The following is a 17292-nucleotide window of genomic DNA, read 5'->3' on the forward strand; positions in this document are numbered from 1 at the left end:
TGTCCCCGGCTCGGCCGAAAGTCATAGCTGTCGTTCCCACCGCGGAGGGAAGCGACCGCGACGGCCGCGACGGAAAGCTGTGCACCATGACCGAACGACGCGTACTCGACCCACGGCGCCTCGCCGAGGCGGCCGCGGAGGCGACGGTGGTGCTCGGGGTCGTGACGCTGCCCGCCGCCTGGCGGATGCTCGACACCTCGGTGGTGGCGGCGCTGGCAGCGGTGCTGGTCCTGCTCACCGCCGGCACGTACGCGTTACACGCCGTGACATTCGACTGCTTCAGGCTTACTGGTCACCGCGATCGGCGGCAATTTTCTTACACACAGCGTAAGGACTGAACCGACGGGCCCATCGCGGCCGTACCCCGGGTCGACGACGCCAGGCACGACCCCGGGAGCGACGGGATGTACCGACTCATCCACCTCCACCCACACCATGGCATCCCGCGCATCGGCGTGGACCCCGACGGATACACCAGTGAAGAAGCGGCACTGCAGGCGTGCCGTGCCACCCCCGGTCCGTACTTCGGCGTCGGGCGTTTCGACGCCGGCGGCCGGCTCGCCGAGGTCGTGATGGACGCGATCTGCGAGGCACCGGGCGGATGCCCGAGCGCGGCGATGGTGGTCGACGCGCACACGTTCCGCCGCCTCTGCGACGCCTGCGCGTACGGGCTGGCCACCCTGACCGTGCCGGAGCTCGCCGAACGTCTCGGGGTCGCCGTACGGCCGGCTCCCGTGCTGGCGACCTCCGGGAGGCACGCGGCACCCGACGCCGGGTGCGCCGCAGGCACGCGGATCGCCCGGGAGTTCGCCACACACGTGGCCGACCCGATCTGGCGCATGGAACTGTGCGCGGAACTTGCCCGTACGCCACCGGCGGTCAACGGGTTGATCATCGGCGTGGGGGCGCTGAGCCACCGCGACGTGCTCGACCTGTTCCCGGCGCTGTGCGCGCTCGGCACCCAGCTTCCGGTCGGCATCCGCGCCGACCTGCGGCGGGCCACGGTGCGCCCGTTGTCGCCGGGCGGTGTCGCCGCCCTGCGTCTCGGCCTGTAGGCCTCACCCGCGCCGGTCGGCTGAACAGGGTCGCCGGTCATGGCTCGGCTGCCGCGGCTCGGCCCGCGGCCGGCCGGGTGCGAGCGGCCGGTGCCGGGCCGTGCAGGCGGTGCCGGGCCGTGCGGGCGGCCGGTGACAGACTCTGCGCATGCTGACGTTTGCGGCGCTGGTGGATCGTGCGCGTGCGCTCGCCGACGGCGGGCACCGCGCCGTCCTGGGCATCGCCGGCGCCCCGGGCGCCGGCAAGTCCACGCTGGCCGAGGCGCTGCTGGCCGCCCTCGCCCCGGCGCCCCCGCCCGGGTTGCCCGCGCCGGGCTGGGTGGCGCACGTGCCCATGGACGGCTTCCACCTGGCCGACCGGGAGCTGGACCGGCTGGGCCTGCGGGACCGCAAGGGCGCCCCGGACACGTTCGACCCCCTCGGGTACGCCGCCCTGCTGCGCCGCCTGCGCGACGACACCGACGACGTCGTGTACGCGCCCGGCTTCGCACGCGACCTCGAACAACCGCTGGCCGGGGCGATCGGGGTGCCACGCGTCGCCCGACTGATCCTGACCGAGGGCAACTACCTGCTGCTCGACGATCCGCGCTGGCGGCAGGCCCGGACGATGTGCGACGAGATCTGGTTCGTGGAACTGCCCGACGACGAGCGGCTGCGCCGGCTGATCGCCCGCCACGTACGGTTCGGCAAAGCCGAGCCGGATGCCGTCGCCTGGGCCACCGGCACGGACGAGCGCAACGCCGCCCTGATCGCCGCGACCCGTGACCGCGCCGACCTGGTGGTGCCCGCCGCGGTCATGCTGCGGCTCGCCGATGGCGCCGAACTGACCCGGCCGTGGCATTCTCGTAGGCGTGTCGGTCGATGAGTCGGTGCAGGCCCGGCCCCAGCGCCGCGCAGGGCGAGTGGCGCGGTTCGCCGCGACGATCACGGCGATCGTGCTGCTGCTGTACGGGGTCCCCTGGTGGACGCTGCTGGTGGCGGGCAACCACTGGCCCGCCGCGGTCGTCGCGGGTGGCACCGTGCTGGTCGTCGCCGCGGTGGCGACGTTCCCGATGCTGATGATCGCCGGGCACGCCGGCCGCCGCGCCGACTGGGCGGCCCGGGTGTCCGACACCGAGCTGGGCGTGGTCTGGGTGTTGTTCACCTGGTCGGTGCTGGGCAATCTGGCCCGCCTCGCGTTGGGGCTCGCGGGTGTCGCCGACCCGGTGCGCTCGCGGGTGGTCACCGCTGCGGTCGTCGCCGTCGCCGCCGTCCTGCTCGTCTGGGGGTATGTCGAGGCGATGCGGGTGCCGCGGGTGCGGCGCGTCGAGGTGCGGCTGGACCGGCTCGGCCCGGCGCTCGACGGCCTGAAGGTCGTCCTGATCACCGACACCCATTACGGCCCGATCGACCGGGCCCGCTGGTCGGCCCGCGTCGTCGAGGTGATGAACACACTGGATGCGGATGTCGTGGCCCACACCGGCGACATCGCCGACGGCGAGGTGGCCGACCGCCGCGCGCAGGCCGCACCGCTGGCCGACGTGCGCGCCGCCCTCGCCCGGGTGTACGTCACCGGCAACCACGAGTACTTCAGCGGGGCGCAGCGGTGGGTGGAACACATGGCCGCGCTGGGCTGGGAGGCCCTGCACAACCGGCACATCGTGGTCGAGCGCGGCGGCGACCGGCTGGTGCTGGCCGGGGTGGACGACCGGACTGCCGAAGGTTCCGGCGTTCCGGGCCATCACGCGGACCACGCGGCGGCGCTGGCCGGGGCGGACCCGGCGCTGCCGGTGCTGCTCCTCGCCCACCAGCCGCAGCAGATCGGCGGCGCGGTGGCGCACGACGTGGACCTGCAGCTGTCCGGGCACACCCACGGCGGCCAGATCTGGCCGTTCCACTACCTGGTCCGCACGGACCAGCCGGTGCTGCAGGGCCTGAGCCGGCACGGCGCGCGTACGCAGCTCTACACCAGCCGCGGCACCGGGTTCTGGGGGCCGCCGTTCCGGGTGTTCGCCCCCAGCGAGATCACCCTGATCACGTTGCGGCGCGGCTGAGCAGCGACGCGGGCACGCTCGCGAGGGTTGACACAGGCGATACCCGCGCGCCCGTAATTGGTTTGTCCGCTCACCGGACGGCCCGCAGGATGGGGGGTACCGCCCCCCGATCGTGAGGACCTCTCATGCGCCTGCTCCGCGACCTGTGGGCCACTTCCCCGCGCCGTTCCACGCTGGTGGCGGCGCTCATTCTGCTCGGCGCCAGCGGTCAGGCCGCGGCGCTCGCGCTGGCCGGCCCGGTGCTGGTGAACCGCTCGGTGCCGATGTTCGCGGTGCTGGCCGCCGCCCTGGTCGCCGCGGTGCTCAGCGACCTGGCGGTCGGGCTGATCGCCGCCGGGCTCACCGCGGACTGGACCGCCGCGATCCGCCGCGGTCTGTGCCGGGTCGCGCTCGGCCAGGACCTGCCCACGCTGGAGAACACCCCGGTCGGTGAACTGCTCGACCGCATCGACAACGACGTCTACCAGGTCGGCTCCGAGCTGCGCGGGCCGGGCGTCCGGCTCGCGCAGCAGCTGGCCGTCGCCACGCTGGCGGTCGTCGCGGCGTTCGCGGTGTGGTGGCCGGCCGGTGTCGCCATGGTGCTGGTCTCGGCGCTGCTGGCGAGAACCATGAGCGGGCCGATCAAGCGCATCTCCCCGCTGCGGATCGCCGAGGAGGAGGCGTGGAGCGACCTGGCCGCGGTGATGGAGGAGGCGATCCACGGGCAGGACGACGTCCGTACCAGCCTCGCCGCCCCGTACGTGCTGCGCCTGTACGCCCAGCGGGCCCGCGAGGTGCTGCAGCGCGGCCGGCGCGTGTGGCGCACCTCGTCGAAGGTGACACTGGGCGCGGGCACGATCACCCGTACGCTGATCGCGGTGCTTGTGGTGACCGGCGCGTGGGCGCTGACCACCGGGCATGTCGACGGCGCCCGCCTGACCGCGGTGTGGTTGCTGGCGCTCGGCTTCGGCGGCACGCTGGAGCACGTCACCCGGATGGTGCCCGAGCTGCAGAACGCGCTGGGCGCGTGGAGCCGGGTCCAGCTGCTGCGTGACGTCCGGCAGGAACCCGTCGGGGGCGCCGCTCCGGCCGACGGCGACCTGGTCATCCGCGACCTGACATTCCGGTACGGCGAGAGCGACGCGGACCGCCCGCCCGCGCTGCGCGACGTCAGCCTGACGTTCGCCCGCGGCCACTCGTACGCACTGATCGGGCGCACCGGCTCCGGCAAGTCCACGCTCGCGAAGATCCTCACCCGTTCCGTCGAGGTGCCGCGCGGAACCGTGACGCTGGGCGGCGTCGACCTCAACGACATCGACGTCGAGAAGCTGCGCCAGTGGACCGCGATCGTCCCGCAGCGCACCGAGATCCTGGCCGGGACGCTCGCCGAGAACATTGCCCTGTTCGACCCGGCGCTGCTGCCCGGCGCGGGTGACGCGCTGGCCGAGCTGGGCCTGACGACATGGGTGGAGAGCCTGCCCGAGGGCATCGACACGAAACTCGGCGAGGGCGGGCACAAACTGTCCGCCGGCCAGGAGCAGCTGGTCGCGTTCGCCCGGATCCTGGTCCGCGACCCGCAGGTGGTGATCCTCGACGAGGCCACCGCCCGGATGGACCCGGTCACCGAGGGATGGGTGCAGCGCGCCACCGACCGGCTGCTCGACGGCCGCATCGGCGTGATCGTGGCGCACCGGCTGTCGTCGGTGCGCCGCTGCGACGAGGTGGTCGTGCTCGCCGACGGCCGGGTGCTGGAGGCGGGGCCGCTGCGCAGCTCGCGGCGCTTCGCCGAGCTGCTGGCCACCAGCCACGCCACCGCACCGGCGGCGACCGCGCCGGGCGAGGCGGCGTCCGGTGGGCTGCTGCTCGCCGAGCGCGACGACTGGGACGAGACCGCGGCCGAGCTGGAGTCCGTGGATTCGGCCGAGCCGCCGGCCACGCCGCCGACCGCGGAGCCGCCGCCGCTTCCGGACCCGCCGCGCACGCGTACGCTGCGCGAGATCGTCCGGCTGACCCTCAACGACCCCCGGTACGGCCTGGCCGCGGTCGCACTGTTCGTGGTGCTGGTCCTGTTCGGGCTGGACGGCTCGATCCTGCCGCTGCTGTGGTCGCACGTCGTCGACGGCATCGGCAACCCGATGGTGCCGGCGCTGGCCATCGCCGCGGCGCTGCTGCTGACCACCCCGGCGCTGTACTACACCGGCGCGTGGTTCCCGGAGTGGTGGGTCCGGCAGATGCTGCGGATCAGCCTGCGGCTCGTGCACGGCCAGGTCGGGCCGCGCCGGGTCAGCAAACACACCCCGGCGGAGGTGGTCGCGCAGGGCGGCGACACCGAACGCGTCGTGGTCCTGGCGGACAACCTCATCGACACGGTCACCAGCCTCGTCATGATCGTGGCGATGACGTGGGCGTCCGGCTCGCCGGTTCCGGCGATGTTCTTCGGCGGGACGATGGTGCTGTCCGGGCTGGCCGCGACGACGTTCGGGCCGCGGCTGGAGAAGGCGGCCCGGCGTACGGTCGCCTCCCGCGCCGCGTTCGCGACCGCGCTGGTGTCGTCGCTGTCCGCGGCCCGCACCGTGAAGCTGGCCGGGGCGACCAGGCCGGTGCTCACCCACCTGGCCCGGCTGGACACCGACCGCAGCGAGCGGCAGCGCCGCGAGATCACCATCCAGGTGTGGGCCCGCTCCACCCCGTCGTTGGTCAGTGGCCTGCTCCCGATCGCGGCGTGGGCGCTGTACCTGGCCGGTTCGCTGTCCGCGGCGGCCACGCTGATCGCGGTGGCGACGCTGGGTGCGGCGCGCTGGTTCGCGTGGACGACCGCCTCGCTGGTGTCCCAGATGCCGTCGGCCCGGGTGTGGACGGGCCGGACGGTCGCCATGGCCGGGGCGGCCGAGTACTCGGCCGCGGTGCCCGGTGTGGACATCGCCGCGGGCACCGCCCCGGCGCCGCCCACGACCCCGCGCAACCCGCTGACGCGCCTGGAGCTGGAGGCGTTCAGCGCGGTGCACGAGAATGGCGCCGTCGGGGCGCACGACATCGACCTGGCCGTGGAACGCGGCGAGCTGGTGCTGGTGCTGGGCCCCGTCGGAGCGGGCAAGTCGTCGCTGCTGCGCGCGCTCGCCGGCATCGTGCACCACACCGGCACGCTGCGATGGAACGGCCAGCCCGTGGACGAGCCGGAGCTGTTCCTGCGCCCCAACCAGGTCGGCTACGTGGCCCAGCTGCCCCGGGTGCTGTCCGGCACGGTGGCGGACAACATCCAGCTCGGCCACCCGGTCGACGCCGCGGACGCGGTCTCCACCGCCCAGCTCGAACACGACCTGGCCGCGGGCGGTGGTGGCCTGCAACTGCTCATCGGTCACAAGGGCACCCGGCTGTCCGGCGGGCAGCTCCAGCGCCTCGCGCTGGCCCGGGCGCTGGCGCCGCGTACGGAGCTGCTGATCGCGGACGACGTGTCGTCCGCGCTGGACGTGACGACGGAGCTGGAGCTGTGGCGGGCGCTGCGCGCGCACGGGGTGACCGTGGTCGGTTCGACGTCGAAACGGGCCGCGCTCAGCCAGGCGGACCGGGTGGTCGTGCTGATCGGTGGCCGGGCGGTGGCGCAGGGCACGTGGCCCGAGCTGGAAGACCAGTGGGGGCACCTGGCCGGCTGAGCCGCGGGGCCTGGGCTTCGGGCCCTGGGTTCTGGGCAGCGGGCCCGAGGCCAGGGCCCTGGGGTTCGGGCTCGGCCGAAAGTCGCAGGTGTGAGGCGGCGGTTCGGGTCGGCGGGTAGAGGCGCGGACCTGCCGCCGCCGGACATGCTGGCCTCCACACCATCCGGGGAGGTTGCGATGTCCGCACGAGGAATGCTCAGCGTGGTCGGCACGGCGGTCGGCGGGCTGATCGGCTGGCCCGCCGACGAGCCGCCGTCGGCCGACCCGGCCGCGCTACGGGAACTGTTCGGTGACCTGGGCGTCGCGGTCGGGCCCGCCGAGAGGGACCTGACCGCGGCCGTGCAGTCGTTCCAGGCCCGTACGGGGCTGGCGGAGGACGGGGTGGCCGGGCCCCGCACCGTGCACCGGCTGGCCCGCTCCGCTGCGGAGGCTCGCGACCTACGCCGCTTCCGCGCAGCCTGAGGCGCGCCGGCGGGGACCGGTCGACGACGACACGGACGCGGCGGTCTCGGCGGCCCGGGAACGGGCGGTGGCATGCTCGGTCACAGCAGGTTGTAGGTCGCTGCCACCGTGAACCCGACGTCCGCCCGGACCGGCGCGGCCGGCACGGCACCGGTCACGGCACCGACCAGCACGACCGCAGCGAGGACCCGTCCCTTGATCACCGAAGGAGGGTACGGGTGCGGGGTGGGAACCGACCGCTGAGGGCCGGGGTCAGCCGACCCGGCGGCGGGCGCGGCGGGCGGCGAGCTCGTCGCCCGCGGCCGGCTCGGTGGGCGCACTCGCGCTGACCGGCTGCGGCGTGCTCGCAGGCTCGGCCGGCAGATGCGACAACGAACCTTGGATCTCCTTGAAGGCACCCCCGATGGCGATGCCGAACACGCCCTGACCGCCCTGCAACAGGTCGACGACCTCCTCGGGGGAACGGCACTCGTACACCGTCGTGCCGTCGGAGATCAGCGTGATGCCGGCCAGGTCGTCGACGCCGCGCGAGCGCAGCGCCTCGATCGCCTTACGGATGTTCTGCAACGAGACACCCGCATCGAGCAGCCGTTTCACGACCTTGAGAACGACCAGGTCGCGGAACGAGTAGAGCCGGGAAGTGCCGGAACCGGACGCGTCGCGGATACTGGGCACGACCAGCGCGGTCCGCGCCCAGTAGTCGAGCTGCCGGTAGCTGATGCCCACCGCGTGGCAGGCCGTCACGCCGCGATAGCCGACGTCGCCGTCCTCGCCCACCCGGGGACCCTCGAGAGGATCTGACTCGTGCACGCGACTACCTCCCCGCTGCGCGGCCACCTCATCTGGATGCCCCGAGCGTATATCGCACCGGGCCGCCGAACAGGGAGGTAATGCCGCGACACGCCGCGTGTGGGCGACGAGACCTGTGGTGACGGTCGATGCGTCAGCCCGCGAAGTCCTCCGGCCGGACCTGATCGAGGAACTCGCGGAATTTCTCCACCTCGTCCTCCTGCTCGTCCGGGATGACGATGCCGGCCTCGGTGAGCACCTGGTCCGCGCACCGGATCGGCGCGCCCACCCGAAGCGCCAGCGCGATCGAGTCGCTGGGCCGCGCCGAAACGCGCAGATCGTCGCCGATCAGCAGGTCGGCGTAGAACACGTTCTCCTTCAGCTCCGTGATCTCCACGGCCTTCAGCGGCGCCTGCAGCGCCGCGAGGATGTCCCGCAGCAGGTCATGGGTCAACGGCCGGGCCGGCTTGACGCCCTGCTGCTCGTACGCGATGGCGGTCGCCTCCACCGCGCCGATCCAGATCGGCAGATACCGATCACCGTCGACCTCCCTGAGCAGGACGATCGGCTGGTTGCTGGGCAGCTCCACCCGAACCCCGACCACGCTCAGCTCGCGCACCGCCCGCCTCCGTGTCGCTGTCGTCGCCGCCCCAAATGGCCACCCGCGGCGGCCTTCGGGCTGTTTCCCGCGCCCTCACCTGCACGGTACACGGCGCCGTCGGGCGTGCCTCCACACGAGGTCCGTGTCCATGCCTCACCGGGGTTACCCCTCGAAGCCTACGACGAACCGGTCAGCGTCCCAGCGTCCCGCGCAGCCCGGCCCGGACTAGGGCCGCATGCAGCCGTTGCGACAGCGCCTGCAGCTCGCGGGCCGTCTCGGCGGCGCGGGCCCGGGCACCCGGATCATGCTGGCGGACCAGCGGCGCCAGCAACTGTGTGAACAGTCCCACCTCACGGTCCGCCGCGGCCCGGAACGCGCGCAGATGCCGCAACTCCAGGCCGTGCCGGGTCAGCCCGACCACGGCCTCGACGATGACCACGGCGTCACCGTCGTACCACCCCGGGGGCCGGGACAGGACCAGACCGAGCCGTTCCAGCTCGACGAGCAGTTCCTCGTCCACCTCGGTCCGCGCGATCAGATCCGTACGGGAGACCCGCACGGAAGCGGTCTCGACCGGGACGTCGCCGCCGGAGCCGACCGCCACCAGCGCGGGACGCCCGGTGGCCGGCGGCTCGCCCTGCTCGCGCTCCAGGGTCTCCAGCTGCTCGCGGATCACCCGCAGTGGCAGGTACTGGTCGCGCTGGGCGGTGAGCACGAACCGCAGCCGGGCCACGTCGTTCCACGTGTACTTGCGGTATCCGGAGGCGGTGCGCTGGGGATCGACCAGCCCCTCCGCCTCCAGGAAACGCAGCTTCGAGATCGTCGTGTCGGGGAACTCCGTCCGCAGGTGGGCCAGCACCTCCCCGATGCTCATGAGAACGCCGTCCCGGGCGCCCACATCCTGGGCACCCGGGTCGCGCGCGGCCGCCCCGGACGGGTTCACGCCCCGCCGCCCTCGCTCTCCGGCCGCGGGCCGGCGATGAACACCAGGCGGAACTTGCCGATCTGCACCTCGTCGCCGTTGCTGAGCGTCGCCGACTCGACCCGCTCACGGTTGACGTACGTGCCGTTGAGCGAGCCCACGTCGCGCACCGTGAAGGTGCCGTTGTCGCGGTGGAACTCCGCGTGGCGCCGGGACACGGTCACGTCGTCGAGGAAGATGTCGCTGTCGGGGTGCCGGCCGCTGGTCGTCACGTCATGGTCCAGCAGGAACCGCGCCCCCGCGTTCGGGCCACGGCGCACCACCAGCAACGCCATGCCGGGCGGCAGCGAACCGGACATCCGGCTCGGCACCACATCGGTCTCGGGGCCCTCGAGCACCTCGTCGAGGGCGCCGAGGTTGAGCGTGGACGTGACGTCGAGCGGGGGAAACTCGTCGTCTGGGCGCGTCATCGGACCACCTCACGGATCTGGTCGGTCGCCGCCCGCGGACACGAGAGGTGAGCGGAACCGGACAAGACGCCCGGAGCGCGGCACCCCCCGCCGCTGCCCGGAGGCTCCGGACGGACGACTATCGGTTGCGAATGAATAACGGTCTACTTCATGTGCTCCGCGAGCCTAGTCAGCGCGAAAAAGCGCGGCAACCGGACGCGCGGAGTGTGTGATACGCCGCGTCAGCTCTCGGTCAGCGAGCGGTAGGCGGCAGCGTCCAGCAAGCCTTGCACCGATTCCGGATCATCCGGGGCAATCTCCACCAGCCAGCCGGCGGCGTACGGCTCGGCGTTGATCAGCTCCGGCTCGTCGGCGAGCGTGGCGTTGCGCGCCACGACCGTCCCGGACACCGGCGCGTAGATCTCCGACACGCTCTTGGTGGACTCGATCTCGCCGAGTGCGTCACCCACCTGCACCGCCGTGCCCTCGTCGGGCAGCTGCACGAACACGATGTCGCCGAGCGCGTCCTGCGCGAAGTGGGTGATGCCCACCCGCACCGGGCCGCTCCCGTCGCCCGCCACCCACTCGTGCTCGGACGTGTACCGCAGGTCCTCAGGAATCACAGTTCCTCCGTTGTCACAACCCGGCGAATCGCTCCGCGACCGGTCAGGAGACCGGACGCGCGTACTGCAGACTGGTGGCCTTACGCACCGCGGTCACCTCGACCATGGCGCGCTGCTCCATGGTCACGCTACCGCCGGCGCCCTCCACGGACGCGACCACCCCACCGGGGATCTGCAGCGCAGTTTGCATGGTCTGCGGCACCCCGATCACCCGCAACGTGTACGGGCCGGAGAGCCGGGCGCCGTCGACCGTGATCCGGCCCCCGTCACCGTCGACGAAATAGCTCGACGCCACGATGCGTACCGCGGTGCCGTCCGCCCCGGCCACCTCCATCACCTCGCCGCCCGCGCCGCGCAGCTCCTGCACCGCGTTCAGAACGGCCGACGCCTTGAGGCCCTGCCCCTTCGGATCGATCATGATCTGCAGGCCCGGCCCGCGCGCCGGCAGCGTGCCCGCGAGCAGGCCCAGCTCGTCCGCCCGCTTGTCCGCCTCCGCGAGCGCTGCCTGGCGCCCCGCCACGCCCGAGGTGAGCTGCCGCTGGCTCTGCTCCAGCGCGTTGATCTCGGCCTGCAGACGGGTGTCGCGGGCCTCAAGATCGGACAGGATGCGCACCAGATCCTCCTGCCGCGCGGTCGCCAGGCCCTCGTCGGCGCCGTTGCTGCGCAACTGCACCACCAGCGTGAACCCGAACAGCGCCAGCAGCACCCAGATCAACGTGCCCGCGGACGACACCCGCCGCCACGGCGCCCTGCCACGCAGCCCCGCGACCGCGCCCGCCGGCCCGGCGGCTCCGTTCTCCGGCTCCCCGCTGCCCGGCTCCGCCGCCGCGGGCGGGTCACGGTCCGCCTCCACCTGGACGGCATCCACCGGATCGGGTGACAGGCCAGCTGCCGCACCGGCCCGGTCCGGCTCCGAGCCTGCCTCGGGGGCGGGCTCCGCCGCCGCGGCGGCTTCGTGAACGGCTGCATCGCCCTCCGGGCGTGGCGTGACCACGGACTGGTCGTCGTGTGCCGGGCGCGGCGTGGCGACCGTCTGCCCGCCGTCTACCGAGCGCGGCGTGACCACGGTCGGCTCGTCGTCCTCCTGACGCGGCGTGACAACCGTCGGCTGGTCGGCCTTCAGACGTGGCGTGACCACGGTCGGCTCGTCATCCACCGGGCGCGATGTGACCGCGGGCGGCTCGTCATCGACCCGGCGTGGGGTGACGACGGTCTGCTCGTCGTCCGCGGCGGTTTCCGGGGTCGCCTCGCCCGGCCGCGGCTCGTGCTGCTCGTTCATCTCAGGCCCGGAACAGGTGCCGGCGGATCGCCGCCACATTGCCGAAGATCCGCACGCCGAGCACCACGACGACGCCCGTGGACAACTGGGTGCCGACGCCGAGCTGGTCACCCAGGTAGACGATCAGCGCGGCCACGACCACGTTGGCGATGAACGACACCACGAACTGCTTGTCGTCGAAGATGCCGTCCAGCTTCGCCCTTACCCCGCCGAACACAGCATCCAGCGCGGCCACCACGGCGATCGGCAGGTACGGCTGCAGACCCGGCGGCACGGTCGGGTGCAGGACGATGCCGAGGACGACCCCGGCGGCCAGGGCGAGTACGGCGATCATCGGCCGCCTTTCTTGGGGGTGCCGGACGGCGGGGGTGAGTCCGGGCCGGGGGACGAAGGGCCGGTGGAGGGAGGCGGGGTTGACGGCACCGCGACGCGAAGCTTCAGCTCGGTGGCCGCGTCCAGGGTGACGTCGTGCACGCCGGTCGCGTCGAAGCTCATGCCGTACCGGGCGACCAGCTCGCGGAAGAAGCGCCCAGCGTAGCCGTCGCGAAACTCGTCGGCCAGGGTGTCCGGCCCGATCGCCACCACCTCGTACGGCGTCGCGACCGGCCGGAAGTCGACCAGGATCGCCTCGCCCGCCTGCCGGATCGTGGACGTGGCGGTGAGCCGCTGGCCGTTGATCGCGATCGCCTCCGCGCCCGCGGCCCACAACGCGTTCGCGGCGAGCTGCAGGTCGCTGTCGCGCACCCGCGCCTCGGTCGACTGCTTTCCGGTCACCGGGTTGACCGCGGTGGGACCGTCGCCGATCGTGATCTTCGCCCCGGAACCGCGCACCGGTGCCAGCCCGGTCTCCGCCTCCAGGTCGCGCAGGCGGGCCACGGCCGCGCCGCCGAGCTGCCGTTCCCGCAGCGTGGCGACCTCGGCGCGCAGTTCGTCCGCGCGGTTCTGCAGCGCGACCGTGCCGCCGCGCCGGTGCTGCACCTGCTCGACCAGGGTGGCCCGGGCCTTGGTCCGGCCCGGCTCGTCCGCCACGGTCTGCTGGTACGCCACGACCAGCAGGAAGCCGACCGCGGCGATCGTCACCGCGCTGACCCCGCTGATGACGCGCCGCCGCGTCCCGGTACGCGGGCCCTCCCGCGCCCGGCGGGCGGCCGCGTCGGCGTACCCCGGGTCCAGGGGGTTGCGGAACAGCTCGATCAGGAAGTCCGCGTTGAACGTCCGCCGCTCGTCGCGGCCGGAGGGTGCGGTCATCCGGCGGCCGTCCCGGCGCGTGCGGCCCGGTCGGCGCGCAGCACCGTGGCGGTCTGGATCAGGTAGAGGGCCGCCGCGGCCCAGTACAGGCCCAGCGCCCACCAGGCCAGCCCCCAGCCGATCGGCCCGGCCACGGTGGCCGTCGACGGCACCGCATGTACCAGCAGCAGCACCGGGAACGCGGCGAGCAGGACGAACGTGCCGGTCTTGCCGACGTAGTGCACCGGCGGGGGCCCGTAGCCGTGACGGCGCAGCACCAGCAGCGCCACACCGAGCACCGCCTCGCGGGCCAGCAGTGCGACGGTCAGCCACCACGGCACGACCTCGCGGATGGTGAAGCCGATCAGCGTGGCGAGGATGTACAGCCGGTCCGCGAACGGGTCGAGCAGCTCGCCGAGCCGGCTGACCGAGCCGGTGCGCCGGGCCACATAACCGTCGACCCAGTCGGTGGTGCCGCCCAGCGCGAGCACGATCAGCGCCGCGACGTCCGCGTGGGGCCCGAGCAGCAGGTAGAGGAACAGCGGCACGCCGAGCAGGCGCACGAAGCTGATGACGTTCGGAATCGTCCAGATCCGGTCGGAGGCGACCGGTGGGCGCGGGGCGACGGGCGCAGGCTGCTGCGGCATCGCGACTCCCTCTCCCCCGCTGGCCGGTCAACTCGCGCAGCAACTATAACCAGGCCCGCAACTGTCGGTTCACCGCCCGTTGCGGCGCGCACACCGCGTAGCCGTCCTAGGACCCTAGCTCTGGTGGTCAGCGACGTCCGCGGCGCGCCCGGACGTAGTCATCGACCACGTACCGGCCCAGCTCGGCGATGTCGGGACTGAACACCCGGCCGCCGCTGCGCTGGGCGATGGCGTCCACGAAACGGCGCAACGACGGGTCCTCGCCCAGCATGAACAGGTTCAGCGTGGCGCCGTACCGGGTCAGGTGGTCCACCTCCTCGACCGTCGCCCGGACCGTGTCGGGCAGCGGCGGCCAGGAGAACAACGCCTCGCCGTCGTCGTCCAGGTGGGCGGTCGGCTCACCGTCCGTCACCACCAGCACCACCGGCTCGGAACCGGGATGGCGGCGCAGGTGGCGGCCCGCCAGCTTCAGGGCGTGCTGCAGGTTCGTGCCCTGCACGAGGTCCGGCTCGATCGCGGCCAGCTCGCCCTGGGACAGCGGCAGCGCGTACCGGCCGAAGCCGACGATCTGCAGCGAGTCCTGCGGGAACTGCGTGGCCACCAGGTGCGACAGCGCCAGCGCGGTCTGCTTCATCGGGCCCCACCGGCCGTCGGCGAACATCGAGTACGACAGGTCGACGCACAGCGCCACCACGGCCGAGGCGCGCCGCTCCGTCTCGGCCACCTCGAAATCCTCCGGGTGCAGCCGCACCGGCAGGGTGGCGACCGAACCCTCGGCAGCCCGGCGGCGCACCGCGTTGCCGATCGTGCGGACCACGTCGATCGGCTGCTCGTCGCCGTAGTGCCAGCGGCGGGACGAGCCGACCAGATCCCCGGCCGCCCCCGCGTCGCGCAGGTCGTGCTCGCCGCGGCGCCGCCCGGCCAGCTCGGCGAACACCCGGGCCAGGGCGGTACGCCCCAGCCGGCGCAACGCCTTGGGCGACAGCGTCAGCCCGTCGGAGTCCCGGCTCACCCAGCCCTGCCGGCGCAGCTCCCGCTCCAGCTCGCGCAGCCGGCGTACGTCGTCGGCGGCCGACCGGCCCAGGCGCCGTTCCACCGCCTCGACGTCGACGTCGTCCAGCGTGGCACCGGGGTGCTCCTGGCCGAGCTGGTCCAGCAACTCGTCCAGCTCGGCCACGTCGCCCAGCGCGGCGGTGGCGTCGCCGTACCCGAGATCCTCGGCGCCGCGCATCCGCTCACCGCGCCCCCACGGCAGGTTCGGGCGCAGCGCCTGCAGGTGGCCGGTCAGCTCGGCGAGCTGCCCGCGCAGCGGGCCGTCGCCGAGCGCCTGCTCCATCAGTCCGGCCAGCTCGTCGCGCTGCTGCGGGGTGAGCGAGCGCAGCAGCTGCTCCGCGGCGGCCGCGCGGCGGGCCAGCGAGTCGATCAACTCGTCGACCGTCTCCGGCCGGTCCGGGAAGAACTCCCCGTGCTTGTCCATGAAGTCCGCGAACGCGTCCTGCGTGTCCTCGCCGCGGCTGTGGCGGTCCAGCAGGTCGTTGAGGTCGTGCAGCATGTCGGCGACCCGGGCGTCGGCCGCCGGGTCGCCGCCGCGCAGCGCGTCGCGCAGGCCCGCGAACCGCTGCTCCACCACTTCCCGGCGCAACCCGTCGAGGATCTGCTCGTACGTCGCCCGGGCCGCATCGCTGGCCCAGTCGTAGCCGGCGAGCTCCCGCACCGCCTGCGCGGTGGAGCGGGGCAGGTTGTCCAGCACCGCCTCACGGAACCGGGCCGACTCGTCGTCGCTGCCGCGCAGCTCGTCGCGTTCGGCGGCCAGGGCCTGGTCGAGCAGGGCCTGGGCGCGGGTCACCGCGCCGTCGAGGTTGCCCCGGCGCAACGCGTCGCGGCGCATCCGGCGGGCGCGGGCCCGCAGATCGTCCAGGCCCCGCCCCTCGCGGGGGCCGCGGCGCACCAGGTCGCGCAGCGCGTCGCGCAGGCTCTCCCCGGCCAGCACCCGCTCGCCGACCTCGTCGACCGCGGCCCGTACGTCGTACGGCGGGGCGAGCGGGTCCGGGCCGTCGCGCCACGCGCCGTACCGGAACCGGTGGCTGCTCATCTCAGCTCCCGTACAGGGTGCGGCCGTCGTCGGTCAGCTCCTTGGCCAGCCGGCGGCTCAGGTGCAGGCCCTCCAGGACGAACTCGACCCCCGCGGCGGCCTGCCCCGGGCCGGGGGCGTCACCGAGGCCGAGCCGGTCGAGCACCTTGGCCAGACCGGGGACCGTACCGATCTGGGCGAGCAGTTCGTCCGCGGCGACCAGCTCGCCGGTCTCGATGATCGCGCCGTCCGCGACCACGTCGGTGAAGCCGGACAGGTCCAGCCCGGCGAGCCGGGCCCGGAACGTCTCCGCGGTGGCGACCCGCAGCAGGTGGGCGAGGACCTCGGTCTCCCGGCCCTCCTCGCCGCTGTCGAACTCGACCTTGCCGCGCAGGGTGCTGGTCACCGAGACGGCGTCGCAGATCCGGGCGACCGCCTCACGCTCGCCGCGCAGCCCGGCGCGGCGCAGCGCGGACGCGGCGACCGTCTCGGCCGCCGCGATCGCGAACCGCGCCGACACCCCGGAACGGGCATCCACCGCCGGGGACTCGCGCACCGCCCGGGTGTACCGGGCCAGCACGTCGACCAGGTGGTCCGGCACGGACGCGGTGAGCGCCGCCTCCTGCCGGATCAGCGCGGTCTCCAGTTCCAGTTCGAGCGGGTAGTGGGTGCGGATCTCCGCGCCGAACCGGTCCTTGAGCGGGGTGATGATCCGGCCCCGGTTGGTGTAGTCCTCCGGGTTGGCGCTGGCCACCAGCAGCAGGTCCAGCGGTAGCCGCAGCTGGTAGCCGCGCACCTGGATGTCGCGTTCCTCCAGCACGTTGAGCAGCGACACCTGGATGCGCTCGGCCAGGTCGGGCAGCTCGTTGACCGCGAAGATGCCCCGGTTGGTACGCGGCACGAGACCGAAGTGGATGGTCTCCGGGTCGCCCAGGGCCCGGCCCTCGGCCACTTTGATCGGGTCGACGTCGCCGATCAGGTCGCCGACGCTGGTGTCCGGGGTCGCCAGCTTCTCGCCGTACCGCTCGGAACGGTGCAGCCACGCGACCGGCAGCAGGTCACCCATCTCGGCGGCCAGGCGCCGCGCCGCGGGGGTCACCGGCTCGTACGGGTGCTCGCGCAGCTCGGAACCCTCGATCACCGGGGTCCACTCGTCGAGCAGATCGACCAGGCTGCGGATCAGGCGCGTCTTGCCCTGGCCGCGCTCGCCGAGCAGCACCATGTCGTGGCCGGCGAGCAGGGCCCGCTCGACCTCCGGCAGCACGGTGTCGTCGTAGCCGACGATGCCGGGGAAGCGCGGGGCGCCGGCGCGCAGCCGGGCCAGCAGGTTGTCGCGCAGCTCCTGCTTGACGGTGCGGAATTCGTGACCGGAGGCGCGCAGTTCCCCGAGTGTGCGCGGCAGGTCGGTGGGCGGTTCTGGGACGAGCGGCATGGAAGCAGCAGTCACCGTACGAACGCTACCTCGTGAACCGGGCGTTACCGGACCCTCGCGGGCCCGGATACGA

General features: G+C 73.5%; 18 protein-coding genes. 6 read left to right on the forward strand and 12 right to left on the reverse strand.

What is annotated here, in order from left to right; all coding sequences use genetic code 11:
• Nucleotides 1-86 precede the first annotated feature (86 nt).
• The 6 genes from ACMCNK_RS07045 to ACMCNK_RS07070 all read left to right on the forward strand — a co-directional run bounded on the left by ACMCNK_RS07045 (nucleotide 87) and on the right by ACMCNK_RS07070 (nucleotide 7179).
• Nucleotides 87-338 carry a hypothetical protein gene (locus ACMCNK_RS07045; protein ID WP_412735575.1) on the forward strand — a complete coding sequence of 84 codons (252 nt, stop codon included), beginning with the start codon at nucleotides 87-89 and terminating at the stop codon, nucleotides 336-338.
• Nucleotides 339-404: 66 nt separating this feature from the next.
• Nucleotides 405-1055 carry a hypothetical protein gene (locus tag ACMCNK_RS07050; protein ID WP_412735576.1) on the forward strand — a complete coding sequence of 217 codons (651 nt, stop codon included), beginning with the start codon at nucleotides 405-407 and terminating at the stop codon, nucleotides 1053-1055.
• A 148-nt stretch (nucleotides 1056-1203) separates the two neighbouring features.
• Complete coding sequence (locus ACMCNK_RS07055) at nucleotides 1204-1920, forward strand: nucleoside/nucleotide kinase family protein (protein ID WP_412735577.1); 717 nt, start codon at nucleotides 1204-1206, stop codon at nucleotides 1918-1920.
• Complete coding sequence (locus tag ACMCNK_RS07060; protein WP_412735578.1) at nucleotides 1907-3088, forward strand: metallophosphoesterase; 1182 nt, start codon at nucleotides 1907-1909, stop codon at nucleotides 3086-3088. Before ACMCNK_RS07055 ends, ACMCNK_RS07060 begins: the two co-directional genes overlap by 14 nt.
• A gap of 125 nt (nucleotides 3089-3213) precedes the next feature.
• On the forward strand, nucleotides 3214-6717 hold the full coding sequence (locus ACMCNK_RS07065; protein WP_412735579.1) for an ATP-binding cassette domain-containing protein: 3504 nt from the start codon (nucleotides 3214-3216) through the stop codon (nucleotides 6715-6717).
• Nucleotides 6718-6894: 177 nt separating this feature from the next.
• A complete protein-coding gene (locus ACMCNK_RS07070) occupies nucleotides 6895-7179 on the forward strand; it encodes a peptidoglycan-binding protein (protein ID WP_412735580.1) in 285 nt (94 codons plus the stop codon).
• 80 nt (nucleotides 7180-7259) lie between these two features.
• On the opposite strand, the gene ACMCNK_RS07075 is transcribed toward ACMCNK_RS07070, so the two are convergent.
• The 12 genes from ACMCNK_RS07075 to ACMCNK_RS07130 form a co-directional block, all read right to left on the reverse strand.
• Nucleotides 7260-7382, reverse strand: coding sequence for a hypothetical protein (locus ACMCNK_RS07075; RefSeq protein ID WP_412735581.1), 123 nt, complete (start codon nucleotides 7380-7382; stop codon nucleotides 7260-7262).
• A 49-nt stretch (nucleotides 7383-7431) separates the two neighbouring features.
• Nucleotides 7432-7989, reverse strand: a complete 558-nt coding sequence (locus tag ACMCNK_RS07080) for a MerR family transcriptional regulator (RefSeq protein WP_412735582.1) — start codon at nucleotides 7987-7989, stop codon at nucleotides 7432-7434.
• A gap of 133 nt (nucleotides 7990-8122) precedes the next feature.
• Entirely contained in the window at nucleotides 8123-8587 is a 465-nt protein-coding gene (locus ACMCNK_RS07085; RefSeq protein WP_130507654.1) for a bifunctional nuclease family protein, read from the reverse strand.
• Between the two features lie 172 nt (nucleotides 8588-8759).
• Nucleotides 8760-9443, reverse strand: coding sequence for a MerR family transcriptional regulator (locus ACMCNK_RS07090; RefSeq protein WP_412740770.1), 684 nt, complete (start codon nucleotides 9441-9443; stop codon nucleotides 8760-8762).
• Between the two features lie 65 nt (nucleotides 9444-9508).
• Nucleotides 9509-9961 carry an FHA domain-containing protein gene (locus ACMCNK_RS07095; protein ID WP_412735583.1) on the reverse strand — a complete coding sequence of 151 codons (453 nt, stop codon included), beginning with the start codon at nucleotides 9959-9961 and terminating at the stop codon, nucleotides 9509-9511.
• A gap of 221 nt (nucleotides 9962-10182) precedes the next feature.
• Nucleotides 10183-10563, reverse strand: coding sequence for a glycine cleavage system protein GcvH (gcvH, locus tag ACMCNK_RS07100; RefSeq protein WP_412735584.1), 381 nt, complete (start codon nucleotides 10561-10563; stop codon nucleotides 10183-10185).
• 43 nt (nucleotides 10564-10606) lie between these two features.
• A complete protein-coding gene (locus tag ACMCNK_RS07105; RefSeq protein WP_412740771.1) occupies nucleotides 10607-11557 on the reverse strand; it encodes a DUF881 domain-containing protein in 951 nt (316 codons plus the stop codon).
• Between the two features lie 286 nt (nucleotides 11558-11843).
• Nucleotides 11844-12176, reverse strand: a complete 333-nt coding sequence (locus ACMCNK_RS07110; RefSeq protein WP_412735585.1) for a small basic family protein — start codon at nucleotides 12174-12176, stop codon at nucleotides 11844-11846.
• Entirely contained in the window at nucleotides 12173-13090 is a 918-nt protein-coding gene (locus tag ACMCNK_RS07115) for a DUF881 domain-containing protein (protein ID WP_412735586.1), read from the reverse strand. The genes ACMCNK_RS07110 and ACMCNK_RS07115 overlap by 4 nt, the downstream gene beginning before the upstream one ends.
• Nucleotides 13087-13716 carry a CDP-alcohol phosphatidyltransferase family protein gene (locus tag ACMCNK_RS07120; RefSeq protein ID WP_412735587.1) on the reverse strand — a complete coding sequence of 210 codons (630 nt, stop codon included), beginning with the start codon at nucleotides 13714-13716 and terminating at the stop codon, nucleotides 13087-13089. The genes ACMCNK_RS07115 and ACMCNK_RS07120 overlap by 4 nt, the downstream gene beginning before the upstream one ends.
• A gap of 127 nt (nucleotides 13717-13843) precedes the next feature.
• On the reverse strand, nucleotides 13844-15808 hold the full coding sequence (locus tag ACMCNK_RS07125) for a hypothetical protein (RefSeq protein WP_412735588.1): 1965 nt from the start codon (nucleotides 15806-15808) through the stop codon (nucleotides 13844-13846).
• A gap of 1 nt (nucleotide 15809) precedes the next feature.
• Nucleotides 15810-17219 (reverse strand): sigma 54-interacting transcriptional regulator, encoded by a 1410-nt coding sequence (locus ACMCNK_RS07130; RefSeq protein ID WP_412740772.1) that lies wholly within the window; start codon nucleotides 17217-17219, stop codon nucleotides 15810-15812.
• Nucleotides 17220-17292: the final 73 nt, after the last annotated feature.

The organism is Krasilnikovia sp. MM14-A1259, from assembly GCF_047159535.1.
In the GTDB taxonomy this organism is placed as follows: Bacteria; Actinomycetota; Actinomycetes; order Mycobacteriales; family Micromonosporaceae; genus Actinoplanes.